At 48.2% G+C, this 15,227-nt stretch carries 16 protein-coding genes; 5 read left to right on the top strand and 11 right to left on the bottom strand.

What is annotated here, in order from left to right:
* The 5 genes from J0A67_RS14290 to J0A67_RS14270 all read right to left on the bottom strand — a co-directional run bounded on the left by J0A67_RS14290 (position 1) and on the right by J0A67_RS14270 (position 5,212).
* Positions 1–1,044: a zinc-binding dehydrogenase gene (locus J0A67_RS14290; protein ID WP_206570040.1), complete on the bottom strand. Its 1,044-nt coding sequence runs from the start codon at positions 1,042–1,044 to the stop codon at positions 1–3.
* A gap of 4 nt (positions 1,045–1,048) precedes the next feature.
* Positions 1,049–1,756, bottom strand: coding sequence for an orotidine 5'-phosphate decarboxylase / HUMPS family protein (locus J0A67_RS14285; RefSeq protein WP_206570039.1), 708 nt, complete (start codon positions 1,754–1,756; stop codon positions 1,049–1,051).
* A 247-nt stretch (positions 1,757–2,003) separates the two neighbouring features.
* On the bottom strand, positions 2,004–3,263 hold the full coding sequence (locus tag J0A67_RS14280; RefSeq protein WP_241265199.1) for a hypothetical protein: 1,260 nt from the start codon (positions 3,261–3,263) through the stop codon (positions 2,004–2,006).
* Between the two features lie 164 nt (positions 3,264–3,427).
* Positions 3,428–4,498, bottom strand: a complete 1,071-nt coding sequence (locus J0A67_RS14275) for a dipeptidase (RefSeq protein WP_206570037.1) — start codon at positions 4,496–4,498, stop codon at positions 3,428–3,430.
* A 3-nt stretch (positions 4,499–4,501) separates the two neighbouring features.
* Positions 4,502–5,212 carry an SAM-dependent methyltransferase gene (locus J0A67_RS14270; RefSeq protein WP_206570036.1) on the bottom strand — a complete coding sequence of 237 codons (711 nt, stop codon included), beginning with the start codon at positions 5,210–5,212 and terminating at the stop codon, positions 4,502–4,504.
* A 192-nt stretch (positions 5,213–5,404) separates the two neighbouring features.
* On the opposite strand from J0A67_RS14270, the gene J0A67_RS14265 reads away from it, so the two are divergent.
* Entirely contained in the window at positions 5,405–6,382 is a 978-nt protein-coding gene (locus J0A67_RS14265; protein WP_206570035.1) for a hypothetical protein, read from the top strand.
* A gap of 3 nt (positions 6,383–6,385) precedes the next feature.
* Positions 6,386–7,126: a hypothetical protein gene (locus tag J0A67_RS14260; protein WP_206570034.1), complete on the top strand. Its 741-nt coding sequence runs from the start codon at positions 6,386–6,388 to the stop codon at positions 7,124–7,126.
* Positions 7,127–7,163: 37 nt separating this feature from the next.
* On the opposite strand, the gene J0A67_RS14255 is transcribed toward J0A67_RS14260, so the two are convergent.
* The 3 genes from J0A67_RS14255 to J0A67_RS14245 form a co-directional block, all read right to left on the bottom strand.
* A complete protein-coding gene (locus tag J0A67_RS14255; protein WP_206570033.1) occupies positions 7,164–7,922 on the bottom strand; it encodes an alpha/beta fold hydrolase in 759 nt (252 codons plus the stop codon).
* A 103-nt stretch (positions 7,923–8,025) separates the two neighbouring features.
* Complete coding sequence (locus J0A67_RS23305; RefSeq protein ID WP_206570433.1) at positions 8,026–8,340, bottom strand: four helix bundle protein; 315 nt, start codon at positions 8,338–8,340, stop codon at positions 8,026–8,028.
* A 66-nt stretch (positions 8,341–8,406) separates the two neighbouring features.
* Positions 8,407–9,123, bottom strand: a complete 717-nt coding sequence (locus J0A67_RS14245) for a pyridoxine 5'-phosphate synthase (RefSeq protein ID WP_206570032.1) — start codon at positions 9,121–9,123, stop codon at positions 8,407–8,409.
* Positions 9,124–9,185: 62 nt separating this feature from the next.
* Between J0A67_RS14245 and J0A67_RS14240 the strand changes: the two genes are divergently transcribed.
* The 3 genes from J0A67_RS14240 to J0A67_RS14230 are packed head-to-tail and all read left to right on the top strand — an operon-like array spanning position 9,186 to position 10,738.
* A complete protein-coding gene (locus tag J0A67_RS14240; protein ID WP_206570031.1) occupies positions 9,186–9,635 on the top strand; it encodes a GatB/YqeY domain-containing protein in 450 nt (149 codons plus the stop codon).
* Between the two features lies 1 nt (position 9,636).
* Positions 9,637–10,182 (top strand): CvpA family protein, encoded by a 546-nt coding sequence (locus tag J0A67_RS14235; RefSeq protein WP_206570030.1) that lies wholly within the window; start codon positions 9,637–9,639, stop codon positions 10,180–10,182.
* Entirely contained in the window at positions 10,166–10,738 is a 573-nt protein-coding gene (locus J0A67_RS14230) for an anthranilate synthase component II (RefSeq protein WP_206570029.1), read from the top strand. The genes J0A67_RS14235 and J0A67_RS14230 overlap by 17 nt, the downstream gene beginning before the upstream one ends.
* A gap of 78 nt (positions 10,739–10,816) precedes the next feature.
* Here the strand turns inward: J0A67_RS14230 and J0A67_RS14225 are convergent, their stop codons facing one another.
* From J0A67_RS14225 to J0A67_RS14215, 3 genes are all read right to left on the bottom strand, one after another.
* Positions 10,817–12,526, bottom strand: coding sequence for a GMC oxidoreductase (locus J0A67_RS14225; RefSeq protein WP_206570028.1), 1,710 nt, complete (start codon positions 12,524–12,526; stop codon positions 10,817–10,819).
* A complete protein-coding gene (locus J0A67_RS14220; protein WP_206570027.1) occupies positions 12,519–13,091 on the bottom strand; it encodes a gluconate 2-dehydrogenase subunit 3 family protein in 573 nt (190 codons plus the stop codon). The genes J0A67_RS14225 and J0A67_RS14220 overlap by 8 nt, the downstream gene beginning before the upstream one ends.
* A gap of 80 nt (positions 13,092–13,171) precedes the next feature.
* Positions 13,172–15,223 carry an alpha-L-fucosidase gene (locus J0A67_RS14215; protein ID WP_206570026.1) on the bottom strand — a complete coding sequence of 684 codons (2,052 nt, stop codon included), beginning with the start codon at positions 15,221–15,223 and terminating at the stop codon, positions 13,172–13,174.
* Positions 15,224–15,227 lie beyond the last annotated feature (4 nt).

Below are 15,227 nucleotides of genomic sequence, written 5' to 3'. Positions count from 1 at the left end.
TCAGACGGGCTTGAGCACAGACTTCACCACCTGTCCAGAATGCATTTTTTCAAAGGCTTCATGCCATTCCGTAATAGGCCATACGCCGCCGATGATGGGCTTCACGTTCAAAGCGCCGCTTGCCAACAAGGCGATCACACGCTCCCAGATAGGCCAGTTGTGGCTGAAGCTACCTTGAAGCCGGATGTTTTTCTGTACAATCGGATCGATGGAAAAATTGAGAGGCTGAGGTCCCCAGCCGACTTTGGTGATCTGCCCATTAGGACGGACTATCTTCATGGCGATTTTCAGCGTGATGCTATGTCCAGCTGCGTCGATAATAAGGTCAGCCCCTAGGCCGTCCCGCTTTCTCGCCCAGGCTTCCGCTGCATCCTCTCCGATGAGCGGTTCGCAGCCATAGGCTTGCTTTGCGATTTCCAGCCTAGCCCGGTCGCCCTCAAGCCCCAAGACTCCGACTTCTGCTCCGCACAGTCTAGCCATAGCGGCGCACAAAATTCCAATTGTCCCTGGTCCAATCACGATCACGCGGTCGCCAGGTTTGATATTGGAATTTCCCACCACGGAATTATAAGCCACGCAACAGGGCTCGGTCAGGCAGGCTTCCTCAAAGGATAGGTTCTCGGGTACATGATGGAGGCATCTTGCAGGTACCCGTACGAAACGTGTCATCGCGCCGTTCACGCCATAGCCAAAGCCTTTTCGAGTAGGATCTAGGTTGTATAGACCGACTTTGCTCATGGGGTTTTGGCTGTCGATCACAGCAGCGGTCTCAGAGACCACGCGTTCCCCGACATTCCAGCCGGATACCCTGGATCCCAAGGCGGCGATTTTGCCTCCAAACTCGTGTCCCAATACGACTGGATAGTTTACCGGCCAGCTGTGGTCTGAGGTCCACTGGTGCAGATCGCTGCCGCAAACGCCGACGTTTTCCACTTCTAGAAGAATATCTTCTTCCCCTATCTCAGGTACGGGAATCTCGCGGAGTTCTACAGAATATTTTTGCTCGGAGTAGTTGACTACTGCCGCGTTTTTTGAGCTGGACATGGTTTTAGGCTTTTTGGGGTAAAACGGTTTCTTGGGCGTGGATGGCTTCACAGATCATCCGGAGGGACGCTTCCAAATTGCCGTCGGCTGTTTTGAACGAATCCGCATCAATGGTCAATGGTGCACCCAAGACCACCAATGGAGCACCATATTGGGGGCACTTGATTGCCTGCTCCAAAGATAGACCGCCAACAGCTTGTACAGGGATATTTACAGCTGACACTACCTCTCGCAGCTGATCCAGCGGACTGGGCATACGATGCCCGGCTGCTGCAATTCCCCTTCTCTCATCGTAGCCGATATGGTGAATCACGTAGTCGCAACCGAGGTCTTCCAAAAACTTGGCTCCTTCAACCATATCTGAGCAGATCATATTGTCACCCATTACTTTCACTCCGAAATCTCTGCCGGCTTTGACTACGCATTTGACGGTCTCGGCGTGCGCGCGGGCCATGACGACAACATGGGTTGCACCCGCCTTGGCCATCATTTCCGCTTCCAGATAGCCTCCATCCATGGTTTTCAGATCTGCTACAATTGGTATTCCCGGGAAAGCTTCCCTCAATTTTCTCACGCCATGAAGCCCTTCAGCCAAGATCAGCGGAGTTCCTGCTTCCAGCCAGTCAACGCCCGCTCTCATGGCCAGCGCAGCCGTTTCCAGTGCTTCATCGATATTCGTCAGATCCAGGGAAATCTGTACTATAGGTTTCATTTCTTTTTGGTTTGGATTGAAAATGCGGAAAGTCAATTTATACATTATTCCGTCAGATACTACCCCGCTCCTGGGGGAAAAGGACTAGTGGTCAACGCTTCCGGCATTGGTTTTTGTGGCTACTTGAGGTGGGGAAATCTACCTTTTGCTAAGGGTAGAAAAAATGCAAGTCTTCTCTAGCCTACAAAAAAAGAAAACCCCCAACAGATCACTGCTGGGGGTAGGAGAACGATGATTGGGATTGCCTTTAGTTTTGCAAACGGGCCTGTATCTCTTGGATCAGACCGTCATACTTTTTCAGGATTCGAGCCCAATCCTGGAAGCGCTCGTCGTCTTTGACCGTAACTGGGTTTTTTCCATCCAGATAGGCTTCTTGGCTCACCAGCTTCACCGCGTAGGCAAGTTGGTCCGAGTTGCCTCCACTGGATACGATCACTCGCGTACGGATGATGCTCGACTGGAAGTTTTGCACCTGCCAGGAAGTGGTCAGATAGCCAGTGTTGTAGTCCACGGTCTCAAGGATGTCAAAATAGCCCGTGATGATGGAGCTGAGAATTTTCCAAGCTGCTTCAGGAGAATGTGCGGGGTTGACCGGTACGGTGATTCTTACGTTAGCCAGGTCGGAAGAAACTGAGGAAGTGTAGGCCTCGTCCACGACCATTTCCAGAAAGTCCGATGCAGGTGGCTCCTGCATATTGGCTTGGTTGCAGTAGTTTTTCACATAGCGGATAAATCCGTCTTTGCTCACGCGAATTTCGACGCAGGAGTTTTTGGCGACTTTCAAATCGTAAGAACCGTTGCCTACACGCTTGCCGCCGATTTCGATCGCAGCGTCATTAGGCGCAGTGGTAATCTTTACCAATCTGTCTTCCAAAACTGCTTTATCGCGGACCGGTGGTTCAGGATCACCTTCTTTGTTGCAAAGTACTTTTTCATAGTTGACAAAACCGTCTTTGGTCACAGTCACGGTCACACAGTCGCCAAAAGGGACTCGGATGTCCTGGTTGCCTTTGCCAAGGGTAATGCCATTGGCAGCGACATTGGCATCTGCAGGTGAGACTTCCAGTCTTACTTGTCGATCTTTCAGGACAAAGTGGTCTTTGAAAGGCGGAGTTTCCTTGTCCGGCTGGTTGTAGTACACCTTGGTCACGGGCATGTAGCCGGGCTTTTTTACCTCCAAAGTCAGAAAACGGTCCTTTTGGACGTAAAGGTAGATGGCTTTGGTACCGATCACCCGGCCGTCTACGAGGATCTCCGCATCAAAAGGTTCGGCCGTGATGTCAACTTGGCGAGTGGTCAATGCGATACGCTGTTCCTTGTCCCACTTGAGATCCTTGTTGTACTCTTTGATCACTGGTTGATAGCCGGGCTTTACGATTTTTACGCGGTTTTTGCTGTCTTTTTCAAGCTTCAATTCTACCGTACCGGTACCCAGCTCCACCTTGTCAGAATCGTCATAGTCATTCAGCAAGATGAACTTTGCATCAGAATGATCCGCAGTAAGCATTAATTTTTGGGAAAAGGAAGGGGAAACTAGTAGGGTGAAAAGGGTGAAAAGGAGTAAATTTTTACAATTCATACGTTGCTAGATAGTAATACATGCTTGCAAATAATTCAATTTGAATTATTTATGCAACCTAAAAACAACGATATCATACAATTATTCTTGGATCAGGCCCAAGCTCTCTTCAAAAAGTTCAACCAATTGTCGCGCATGACTTTATTCACGTCTGATTCGGAGTAGCCTCTTTGCCGAAGCAAGTCGGGGATTTTTTGTAGGTCGGCAATAGTCTCGAGGTCATACGGACTTTGCTCGGTGCCAAAGGCTCCGTCCAGATCGGAGCCTATGCCGATATGGTCAGCATTTCCGGCAATCTGACAGATGTGATCCAGATGGTCCAAGACCGTGGCAATCGTCACATTCCGTTCTCTTGGACTTGACTCGCCTCTGATCCAACCCGGACTGAGCATCCAAGCATCGAAGGCGCCACCGATTACCGCACCGCGATCCACCAGCGCTTTGATCATCTCATCGGAAAACTGCCGGTTGTGATCGACCAAAGCCCGGACGTTGTTGTGACTGGCCCATATCGGACCTTGGTAAATTTCCAGCGCATCCCAAAAAGCCAAATCACAAAGGTGTGTGGCGTCCAGGATGATGCCGAGTTCATCCATTTTTTTGAGCAGTTCTTTTCCTTGCGGGCTGAGTGGCGCTGAGGCATCTGTACCGAAAGCATAGCGACCGGGTCCATAATGTGCGGGTCCCAAGGCTCGCAAACCGCTTTGGTAGGCTTTTTCGAGATAGTCCAGACTCACGATCGAATCGGCTCCCTCCAAGGAAAGAATAAATCCCACTGGCTTTTCACTCGCTTCTTTTCCATCATTCCAAAGCTCGACATGGCGATCCAAGTCCACCAGATTGCGGATTTGGGTCATTTCGCCCTTTTCGACCATGGCTTGATACCACGCCAGCTGACCTTGGGTTTGCGCCCAAGCCTGTTCTGGCGAATGCCATCCGGGAAGGGGATTGTTTGGAGCTACATAGCGGCCTATTTGCGTGGCGACCACCAAGCCGATGTTCCCTTCGCGAAGTGCTGGAAGAGATACCGTCGCATTGCCGCGATCCGGCTTGTCCGTCAGGCCTTTTTCCCTGGCGTTGATCTCGGCGACAGGCCGGGTGAGGTCCCTGTTCCACTCTAGGGCATTCATACTCAGGTCAAGATGGGCGTCGATGGTAAACATGGCTTAAAAGCTTTGTAGGACAAAAACAGTGGGGATTTTATGCAGGTCGACGGGATGATGTTTCCAGTCGGCGATGGTTTTGGTTTGGATGAATTCGTCTTGAGCAGTCAGGTTTTTGGCGATGCAGAGTTTCGTTTGCGGAGCCAAGTTAGCGAGCAAGTCTTCCAACATTTGGTTGTTCCGAAAAGGGGTTTCCATAAAAAGCTGGCTGCGTTTTTCTTTCATGGACTCCGCTTCCAGTTTCTTTAGAGCCAAAGCCCTTTCTTTTTTGTCAATGGGCAAATAGCCGTGAAAAGCGAAGGACTGCCCTGAAAATCCCGAACCCATCAGCGCCAAAAACATGGAGCTAGGTCCGGAAATTGGCACGACTTGAATTCCCTTTTGGTGCGCATAGGCAACAGCCAATGCTCCCGGATCGGCGATACCGGGACAGCCAGCTTCTGAGATCACCCCAATATCGGCGCCGTTCATGAGCGGCTGCATGAGCCGGTTGATAAACTCCGGCGGGGTTCCCTTGTCCAAAATGTCCATGTGCACCTCCTCCAGATTCACCCCCAGCTTGAGGCTGGAGATGTAGCGACGGGCGGAACGGGGATTTTCGACCAAAAAAATCTTGGTGTGTGCGATGACTTCCTGTACTTGGGGGGAGATCACCCAATGGGCCGTGTTGTCGGCTAGTACATTGGGGATTAAAAAGAGCTTTCCTTTGGGCATAGCGCAAAATTCGTAAGAAAATCGTCAAAGCTCCGAATATTCGTTTGATTTCACATTACTAAAATTTTATTCAACTGATATACAGTGACATGAAGTGTTTTTACTGAAAAATAAGAAGTCATATTGTTTAGTTTGTGGTTTTTTTTATAATTGACTTAAACTTTTAAAACATATTCTTATGAAAAAACAAATTTGAAAATTGGAGGTTTAATACTTCCTGTGGCAATCCTTTTAGGCTGCATATCAGACCCCAACGAATCTCTGTCAGATGTCACTCAGGTCAGCAAGCTCAAGGTCAAGGACAATACGTTAAGCTTTGCTGATTTTGAAGCTTATGAAGACGCAATCCAGAACCCTGATGAAATTATTGACTTAGAGTTCAGGTCGATATCCCGCTTGATACAACGGCAAGAAGTATCCTCAAATGCAAGAATTCTGTCAGACGATGAAACCGATGCGCTCAAAGAATACGAGGGCTCGCTGATCGTTGATATTCTAGACGAGGAGAAGACTGTCGTAATTGGTGAGAGATTGTTCTATCTAGACTTTGCCAAAAAACTGGTAGCCGTGACGAAGGATTTTTCTTTGAAACAGTATTTGATTGAAGGCGATTACGACTCGGATTTAGTCTATCTTTTTTCTTTTGAGGACGATGTGATCGGACTGTTGGAAGAAGGCTCGACAGGAACCATTCTCTCAAAAAAGAAAGCGGATTTAGAGAACAGAAGAATTGCAGCCGTGGGATCCAATTGCGATTGGGATGAATGCAGATATGATAGTAATACTCCTGGCGACAATGGGTACGAATATCGGGTTGAAGCCAAACATGTGTATCAGTCCTCTGGAGTCTATTTCAAGTTGTTCTCTCAGGCAAAACACATGAAGAGAAATTCACCTCCACTTTATAGCGGGGAACCTACAGAGATTCAAATATCTTGGGATTATTGGTTCAAAAGCAAGAGAAACAGTATTGGTATTCAGTCAGATATCGACAACGACTCGAAATGGAATGACGTCTACGAAGAGACCCATTATTCTTCCTCAAGGGGGTTGGAATCATATAGGCTGGATAGCCACTTTTATGTGGAAGTTGGAGGAAACCATGGTGATGGTGCGGGTGGGTTTGCGTACTGGGATTTTGATCTTTACCAAATAGATAAGGGATTTTAATTCATGTTTAAAACTATCGCCGTAACCCTTTTAGTATTTTTGGCAGCACACTCCGGATCATTTGCCCAGAAATCGCTTAGTCTCTCTTTAGGCTTTCCAAGCATCAACTGGGGCTATAGTGGGAACTTTGATGGATTGAGAACAGTCAATTCCGGTGGTTGGTCGATTACTGCCTCGGGACTAACAATAAAGGAAAATGGCTTGATCTATGGGATCGACCTCGGAGTAAATCGGTATGGAAACGGCTTCCAATTTGGAATTGGTCGACATGGTATTGGAGAAATTCATCATTTTTCGATTTTACCCTTTATAGGCTACCACCACAATCCTAAGAATAGCAAGTTCTCTATTCGAGCGAATTTGGCATTTGGGATTGGCTACATGCCAAGCAAAGATCGCTATTACGAAAATTCTAAATCATTCCAAACTATGCGAAATGACAAAAAGAATCCTGACGGCACCATCTCCAGTGTTCCACTTTACGACCTTACATTTTCCGGATCCCAACTAGTGGAAAACCGTGTATTCCCTTTAGTAAAACCAAATGTTGAGCTACACTATGCGTTAAACGAGAGATCATCGCTTTTTGTGAAAGGGAGCCTTGGGATCACAATGATGAACGCGGTGGTCGTACGCGATTTTCCGGAGGTCATCTTCGAGTCTGAAGAATATCACGTCACCCATTCGACCAGCATGAGTTATTGGGCCTTGGAGCTGGGCTATTCCTTAAAATTGAAAAATTAGTTTTTGTTTAAAAAAGGGGGTTTTTACATCCCCTTTTTTATTTTAAAAACTTTTTCATCTCCTCTACCACCGCATGCGGTTGCTCGGCGTGTAGCCAGTGTCCTGCGTTGGCTACGAATTCAAGCTGATAGTTGGGGAAATGGGCTTCCAAGTCAGGTAGGTCTTTTTGTTGGATGTAATTGGAATTTGCTCCCGCCAAAAAGAGGGTTGGTCCATCGAAATGACTTCCTTCCATAAGAGCCTCGCCCACATTTTCAATGTTTTTTGTGATCGCAGGAAGGTTGATTTTCCAAACAAAGCCTTCGCTGTCTCTTGTCAGACTTTTTAGCAAAAACTGACGGACACCGAGTTCGGGAATGTATTTGGCTAGCTGATCATCCGCTTCCTTTCTCGATTTGATTTCTTTGAGATCCAAGGAATTCAACCCTTCCAAGATAGATTGGTGGTGGGGTGAATAGTAGCGCGGAGCGATGTCCGCCACAATCAGTTTTTCAACCAGCTCCGGATAGTTGACGGCAAAATTCATCGCCGTCTTTCCACCCATAGAGTGACCCATCAAGTAGATTTTATCCAATCCCTCCGCGTCCAAAAGTTCCTTTAAATCTTCCACCATCACGGCGTAATTCCACGCTTCGGCGTGGGGAGAGTCGCCGTGGTTTCGCTGATCGACCAAGTAGAGCGTGTAGTGCTCCACGAGTTCCTTTGCAATCGAAAACCAATTGTCTAAAGAGCCGAATAGGCCGTGGAGGATGACCAATGGTTTTCCAGAGCCGGTTTTTTTATAGTTTAGTTTCATTGTTTTTTTGTCAACGGTCGACAGTCCGCAGACGGCAGCCGAGCAGTAATAAAATCAAATGTTCAACTTTAAAAGGAGTTTTTTAGTGCCTGAATTTTCACAATTAAGGCTTCGTATACAGCATACAAACTGAAAAATCTTCCTCATTGATTATGTCTCTTTTCTTCCCCAGATACAGGAAATTGACCACTTCTATCTCCGAGCGATTAGCATAGCTGAGAAACTTTTTGAATTCGGCATTTGACTGGCCTGTAGATCCTTCTGCAATATTCAGAGCAACGGAGTCTGCTGCCCGTTGCATTTGAGAACTCAAAACAAATCTTTCCGCTGCAGGGAAAGTTTTAATCAACTTGCTGACCCCGGCTGACAGATTGATCGACTCCTTCCATACTCTTAAATCTTCAAATTTGAATGATATAAGTAAATGTTTAAATAAATGGAGCTCTTTTCAACCCGCCATTGACTGTAGTCTGTGGACCGTTGACTACAATTCTAGCTGCCTCCTATACATCTGGATTGTGTTTTGCAAGCCATAGTAGAGTGCGTCACAAACTAGCGCATGTCCGATGGAAACCTCCTCCAAAAAAGGAATGCTTTGGGCTAAGTAGGCCAAATTGTGTAAATCAAGATCATGGCCTGCATTGAGTCCAAGTCCGAGCTCTTTGGCTATTAAGGCAACTTCAACATAGGGCTTCACGGCTTTTTCTTTGTCTTTGGGAAAAAGTGAAGCATAGGGCTCCGTGTAGAGCTCTACCCGGTCCGTACCAGTCAGTTTGGCCGGTTCGAAATACTTATCCTCGGGATTGATAAAGATCGAAACCCTACAACCATAGGACTGGAGTTCGGCAACGATGTCTCGGAGCTGGCTTTGATTTGAAATCGTATCCCAGCCGGTGTTGGACGTGATGGCATCTGGCGGATCAGGTACGAGGGTGGCCTGTGCAGGCTTCACCTCTTTGCACAGCTGCATGTAGCGCTGATCCGGGTAGCCTTCGATGTTAAATTCAGTCGACACTACCGTCGCTAGGTCGAGTACATCTTGATATCGAATGTGTCGCTCGTCAGGCCTTGGATGCACCGTAATCCCTTGTGCGCCAAATCGCTCGCAATCCATAGCCACTTTCACCACGTCGGGATTGTTTGCTCCGCGTGCATTGCGCAGGGTGGCGATCTTGTTGATATTTACACTCAGCTTAGTCATATCTGCTGGGAAAAAAGGGTATTTTTACCCGAAATTTTTGAAGAAACACAAACTTAGGACTAATGGCTTTAAAGCAGAAAATAGAAGGGGAAATAAAATCGGCGATGATAGCGAAGGACAAGGTACGCCTCACAGCGCTTCGTGCGATCAAATCCATGATACTTTTGGAAGAAACCAAGGAAGGTTTCAAAGGAGAGCTGTCCGAAGACGATGAAATGAAGCTGCTGACCAAAGCAGCCAAACAGCGCAAAGACTCCGCAGATATTTACCAGCAGCAGGGGCGGACCGATTTGTTGGATGTTGAATTGGCCGAACTGGCAGTGATTCAGGAGTTTTTGCCAAAGGCGCTCTCCGAGGAAGAATTGAAGACTGAGATCCAAGCGGTCATCGCCGAGGTGGGTGCTACGGGTCCTAAGGATATGGGCAAGGTAATGGGAGCGACCAAAAAGCTTGCGGGAAAAGCCGATGGCAAGGCGATTGCGGATATGGTAAAGGCCTTATTGAACAACTGAGTTGGCAACGGTCGATATCATACTGCTGATCCTGATCATCCTTGGTGCCATCGAGGGCTATAGGAAAGGCCTTCTGAGGACGATTATGGGGCTCGTAGGCTTTGTCTTGGCTATCATTCTCGGCGTGTATTTTATGGAGCCGATGAGTAAATACCTAGCCAAGCATCTAGACCAAATTACTTTCGCATTTCCCATCCTCGCCTTTCTGATTGTGTTCGGCATCACGATGGCAATCGTTGGTATTGCCGGCTGGATGATGAAAAAAATGGTGGACTTGGTGTTGTTGGGCGGCCTGGATAGCATAGGAGGTGCTATTTTGGGGATAGTCAAGACCGCCTTTTTCATCAGTCTTTTCCTCTGGCTTGCCAATCTTTTTGATCTGAAAATGTCCAAGGAATGGAGTGCGAAAAGTGAATTTCTTCAATATGTAGAACCCCTCGCACCCGCGGTAATTTGGGTGCTAGAACCGGTGGTGCCAAAAATTGGGGAACTGCAAAAGACGGTTGACGAGATCGTCGAGGGATTTAAGGATGCTGCTGCTGATTGACAACTTTGATTCTTTCAGCCATATCCTTGCAGACCTCATCCGTCAGACCGGCGAGGAACTCCTGATCCTGAGAAATGACGCGATGCTTGCAGACCTGGAAAAGATTGATTTTCAGGGTCTTATTCTCTCTCCTGGGCCTGGGATTCCTAGCAAATCGGGAAATCTGAATGCGATTTTCGAAAAATACCATGACAAAATCCCCGTTCTTGGCGTCTGCTTGGGACATCAGGCCATCGGGGAGTTTTTTGGAGCAGACTTGGTGAAAAACGAGGTGCCGATTCATGGCAAAGTGCATAATGTGCGAAAGACAAGGCCGCACTTTTTCACCGATAATCTTCCTGAGAAGTTTCAGGTCACGCGCTATCATTCGCTCCAGCTCAAGAACCTACCAGATTGCTTAGAGTGCGTTCTGGAAACAGAATCCGGTGAAATTATGGCAATGGCTCATCGGACGCTACCGATTTTGGGAATCCAATATCATCCCGAAGCTTATCTCACCGAGTATGGGTTGGACTTGATCTTGGGATGGTTGAAGGCTTGGAAAAGCCAAAAATGAAGAATAAAAAAAGGTCCAAATTGAAAATTTGGACCTTTTTCAGATTTCTGCTATCAGCTTTTAGAATTCCAATCTGACTTACTTTTTGCTTTCGGCCACCGCATGATGCGCAGCCCTGGCGGCAAAAGCCATGTAGGTCAACGAAGGGTTTTGCGTGGAAGTGGAGGTCATTGACGCCCCGTCGGTCACATATACATTTGGAACCGCGTGAAGCTGGTGGTTGGCGTTGAGCAGGGAAGTCTTGGGATCTTTGCCCATGCGTACACCGCCCATCTCGTGGATGTCCAAGCCAGGGATTCTATGATCATCGTTGACCCGGATATTGGTGATGCCAGCCTTTTCAAACATCTCTGACATCTGCTCCTGATAATCTTTGATCATCTTTTCGTCGTTGTCGTCGTAGTCCACGCTGACTTTCAGAAGAGGCATCCCCCATTCGTCTTTTTGGCTCAAGTCCAAGGCTACGAAGTTGCTTTCCTTCGGAATGGTTTCGCCCATCATGTGTGAGCCCACGTACCAAGGACCGAATTGATCGGGGTTGAGGAGGCTGTTTTTGAGCTCCATACCTATGCCGTCCGAGTTTGACCGAACGCCGCGGTTTGCAGAGAATCCAGCCGCATAGCCTCTCAGGAAGTCTGTTTCTTGTTTGTAGACATTTCTGAATCTTGGGAAATATCCGCTCGTAGGACGACCGCCGGAGGTGGTGTATTCATTGTGTCCTTCCCAAGTTCCCGAAACTTGTGCCCGGTAGTTGTGGAAAGCCACATACTTGCCCAAAAGCCCATTGTCATTGCCAAGCCCATTTGGAAAGCGGCTTGAGGTTGAGTTCATCAAGACAAGGTTGGAGTTCAACGCTGCTGCATTCAGGAAGATTACATCTGCGTAAAATTCTTCGGTCTCCTTCGTCAACCGATCCACGATACGGACTCCGGTGGCTTTGCCTTTTTCCTCGTCATAGATGATGGAATGAACCACGGCGTCTGGTCTCAGGGTTAGATTTCCGGTTTTTAAAGCCCAAGGAATGGTCGATGAATTGGAGCTGAAATAGCCTCCAAATGGACAGCCGCGCTGACAGAGGTTTCTGTTTTGACAAAGGGTTCTACCTTGTTGGGCGTAATATTCCGCATTGCCGTGGATGTGCGCACAACGTGCTGAAATCATATGGCGGGTGCCGCCATAGTTTTTCTTCAGCTGGTCGGCAAAGTGTTTTTCGACGATGTTTAACTCGTAGCCGGGAAGGAATTCTCCATCGGGAAGCGTGTCGATGCCGTCTCTGAAACCAGAGACACCTGCGAATTTTTCGACATGGCTATACCACTTTTCGAGGTCCTTGTATCGAATCGGCCAGTCCACGGCAAAACCATCTCTCGCTGGACCTTCGAAGTCGAAGTCAGACCAACGTTGTACTTGACGAGCCCACAGTAGGGATTTTCCACCTACTTGGTAGCCCCTGATCCAGTCAAAAGGCTTTTCTTGGACATAAGGATGCTCTTTGTCTTTTACAAAAAAGTGCATTGCATCCTCTCGGAAAGCATAGCAGCGGCTGACAACCGGATTTTCCTCCTTGATTTTTTCTGGGATTTGGCCTCGATGTTCGAATTCGTAGGGTAACATCGTGGTGGTGGGGTAGTCCTTGCTATGCTCCACATTGCGCCCGCGCTCGAGCATAAGAGTTTTTACGCCTAGCTCACAGAGTTCCTTGGCGGCCCAGCTTCCGCTGATACCCGATCCGATTACAATGGCTTGGTAGGTTCGCTCCTGTTTGTTGCGGATATTCAGATTAGCCATTTACTCTAGGTTTTTGGAGGTCAGAGATCAAGACTGCTCCGTTGTATTCGCCAGGGATGAGGGAATAGGGGATGACTTCGGTTTGGATGTATTCGGAGGCCATATAGCCTTGGATAGTTAGTCTTTTGGTGGAATTCAGGAAATAGGCGACGGCCGCTTTTTTCTTCCCCTCATCGGTATCATCTCCTTCCAGCTTGGTGCCGGCAAGGATGACTTCCTCTTTTTCCTTTGTGGAGAGATCCTCGAATTTCTTTCCCGATGCGTTTTTCACATAATCGGGGAAAGAGGCTAAGCCCTCGGTGAATTTTGTTTGATTGTCCTGAGTGAAGCAGTCGTCTACCATGACCAGAATGAAGTCTGGTACCTCTAGATCGAGAGCTCCTTTGATCTCTCCGGCAGGGATGATGGTATCGGAAATCATCCCCAAAAGGTTCTTTTGGGAAGCGGTGACTTTAAGGTTTTCGTACGCGGCGAGGATATCCTCTTTGCTAAAATCACAGGAAGGAATCAGGACGAGTCCTCCCGAGATCAAAGCCAGATGCCGCAGGGCGATGCGTCTGTTCATAGGTTAATTATTTGGGCTCTAAGCAAATTGAGCTGAGAAAGTAGCCAATTTGCCCAGAAACCACAAAATTGTTTTCAGTGTTAGCGGGTAATAACGCCAAATTCCCCCACGGTGGCCTTGTTGCCATCGGTGGTTTTCAGGGACTTGAGGCGGACATAGCGTGCTGGCACCTTTTCAAAGCGAACGTATTGCTCGATTGGGCTGGCCGCAATATTGGAGAATTCTCCCCGAGCTACTTCTTTCCAAGAGCTTCCGTTTTCACTTACTTCGACGGCATAGTCCGCGATAAATCCGCTGGGATAACGGGCTTGCATTGGATAGTAAGAAATGCCCGTCAATTCGGAAGTATTACCCAAGTCGACTTGGAAATTGTTGTTTTCCGTCGTGAAATAAGAGTGGATATTTTCGTCTATTGCGCGCACGGATTTTTCATCCGAGCTCGCAACCTTCCAGCTCACTTTCGGAAGGTCGAATTCCACTAAGGCAATTTCTGAAGTATTTCCAGTAGTTGGGTCCACAGCAATTGCCTGAACAGTCTGAGCAGAAACCACATCAAACTCTCCAGAATAGGCATTTTTGCCTTTTTCCGGGGTGGAACCATCGGTCGTGTAGAAGATTTCCAAGTCAGATTCGGCAGCTTGGATGTTGACTTTGCCGTCAGGGGTTCTAGTGATCTTTGGAGGGAAAAGCAAGGCTGGCGCGGAAAACACACCAATCTCGGAAATCACGGGAATGTCCTTCGAGTCGAGGAAATTGACACGGATCTTTTGGGCTTGCGTGTCCGCAAACCTCAGGATGCGCTTGTAGCCGATGGTGGTGCCTTCAGCGACTTTTTCCCAGCTGCCATTCACTTCTTTTTCTAGGGAAAATGACTTCACCCGCTGACCGAGATTGACAAATTCCTGGAGAAGGAGACGGTTGAATGAGACTTCTTTTCCAAAGTCGATTTCCACAGAGGCCTGCACTTGCCCATCGGAAGTAGTCCAGTAGGTGTTAAAGTCGCCGTCATTGAGGTTTGTCGGCTCATATCCCTTACCGCGGTCTTCGCTGGCTTCGAAGGAAGCGTCCTTGGCGAGATTCACTGCGAAGTCTTCCTTCACTTTGGCCGCCATCTTCAAAATGGCTTCTTCGTCTTTTTCGTGGATCAATCCTCGAGTATCCACCGGAAAGTTGATCAAAAGCGAGCTGTTTTGTCCGATGCTTTTGTAGTAGATCTCCATCAGATCCGGTAAAGTCCGAACCTTGTGGTCTTCGTATTTGTGATAATACCACCCTGGACGGATACTGACATCGGACTCTACTGGCACCCAGTGGGTGCCGTTTTCCTGGCCGGAAGCCCACTTGTCGAAGTCCGGCATCCCGGCGTAGGTGGAGTCGCGCATAAGGTTGGACCAAGTGGTCTCGTAGGCAAATCCATGCTCGTTGCCGACCCAGCGTACGTCCGGTCCCGCATCGCTAAACATCATGGCATTGGGCTGGAGTTCGCGCACCAGTGCGTGCATGGTCGGCCAGTCGTAGTAGGTTCTTTTGTCGACCTTTCTCTCCTCGTTTGCTCCGCCGTACCAGCCGTCTCCGCCGTTGGCTCCGTCAAACCAGACTTCATAGATTTCCCCGTAGTTAGTTAGCAACTCGGTAAGCTGGTTCTTCATGTAGGTTACATATTCCGGCTTGCCATAGTCCGGATGGTTTCGGTCCCATGGAGAATAATAAATCCCGACCTTCAAGCCATACTCTCTGCAAGCGTCGACAAATTCGCGGATCAGGTCCCCTTTTCCATCACGCCAGGGACTGTTTTTGACCGAATGTTCGGTATAGGCCGATGGCCAAAGCACGAAGCCATCGTGGTGCTTGGCCGTAATGATCAGGCCCTTCATGCCAGCCTCTTTGGCCACTCGAGCCCACTGTCTGGCATCAAGAGCTGTTGGGTTGAATTGCTCGGGTTTTTCATCTCCAAAACCCCACTCCCGATCGGAGAAGGTATTCATATTGAAGTGGACAAATCCGTAAAATTGCAATTCTTGCCAAGCGATCTGACGCTCGTGAGGCACCGGCAAAACCGGAGCGGGAGGAACTGCTTTTTCCTGACAATAGCTTAATCCAAGGGCTAAAAACGGCCAGACGTACTTTTTCATAGGG

This window comes from Algoriphagus aestuariicola, assembly GCF_017254835.1.
Lineage (GTDB): Bacteria > Bacteroidota > Bacteroidia > Cytophagales > Cyclobacteriaceae > Algoriphagus > Algoriphagus aestuariicola.
The sequence above is the reverse complement of the archived record's forward strand: the minus strand, read 5'-3'. Positions and strand labels throughout refer to the sequence as shown.

Coding starts and splice junctions, on each gene's coding strand:
- J0A67_RS14290 (WP_206570040.1), bottom strand. CDS start 1,044: ATGTCCAGCTCAAAAAACGCGGCAGTAGTCAACTACTCCGAGCAAAAA.
- J0A67_RS14285 (WP_206570039.1), bottom strand. CDS start 1,756: ATGAAACCTATAGTACAGATTTCCCTGGATCTGACGAATATCGATGAA.
- J0A67_RS14280 (WP_241265199.1), bottom strand. CDS start 3,263: ATGCTTACTGCGGATCATTCTGATGCAAAGTTCATCTTGCTGAATGAC.
- J0A67_RS14275 (WP_206570037.1), bottom strand. CDS start 4,498: ATGTTTACCATCGACGCCCATCTTGACCTGAGTATGAATGCCCTAGAG.
- J0A67_RS14270 (WP_206570036.1), bottom strand. CDS start 5,212: ATGCCCAAAGGAAAGCTCTTTTTAATCCCCAATGTACTAGCCGACAAC.
- J0A67_RS14260 (WP_206570034.1), top strand. CDS start 6,386: ATGTTTAAAACTATCGCCGTAACCCTTTTAGTATTTTTGGCAGCACAC.
- J0A67_RS14255 (WP_206570033.1), bottom strand. CDS start 7,922: ATGAAACTAAACTATAAAAAAACCGGCTCTGGAAAACCATTGGTCATC.
- J0A67_RS14245 (WP_206570032.1), bottom strand. CDS start 9,123: ATGACTAAGCTGAGTGTAAATATCAACAAGATCGCCACCCTGCGCAAT.
- J0A67_RS14240 (WP_206570031.1), top strand. CDS start 9,186: ATGGCTTTAAAGCAGAAAATAGAAGGGGAAATAAAATCGGCGATGATA.
- J0A67_RS14230 (WP_206570029.1), top strand. CDS start 10,166: ATGCTGCTGCTGATTGACAACTTTGATTCTTTCAGCCATATCCTTGCA.
- J0A67_RS14225 (WP_206570028.1), bottom strand. CDS start 12,526: ATGGCTAATCTGAATATCCGCAACAAACAGGAGCGAACCTACCAAGCC.
- J0A67_RS14220 (WP_206570027.1), bottom strand. CDS start 13,091: ATGAACAGACGCATCGCCCTGCGGCATCTGGCTTTGATCTCGGGAGGA.
- J0A67_RS14215 (WP_206570026.1), bottom strand. CDS start 15,223: ATGAAAAAGTACGTCTGGCCGTTTTTAGCCCTTGGATTAAGCTATTGT.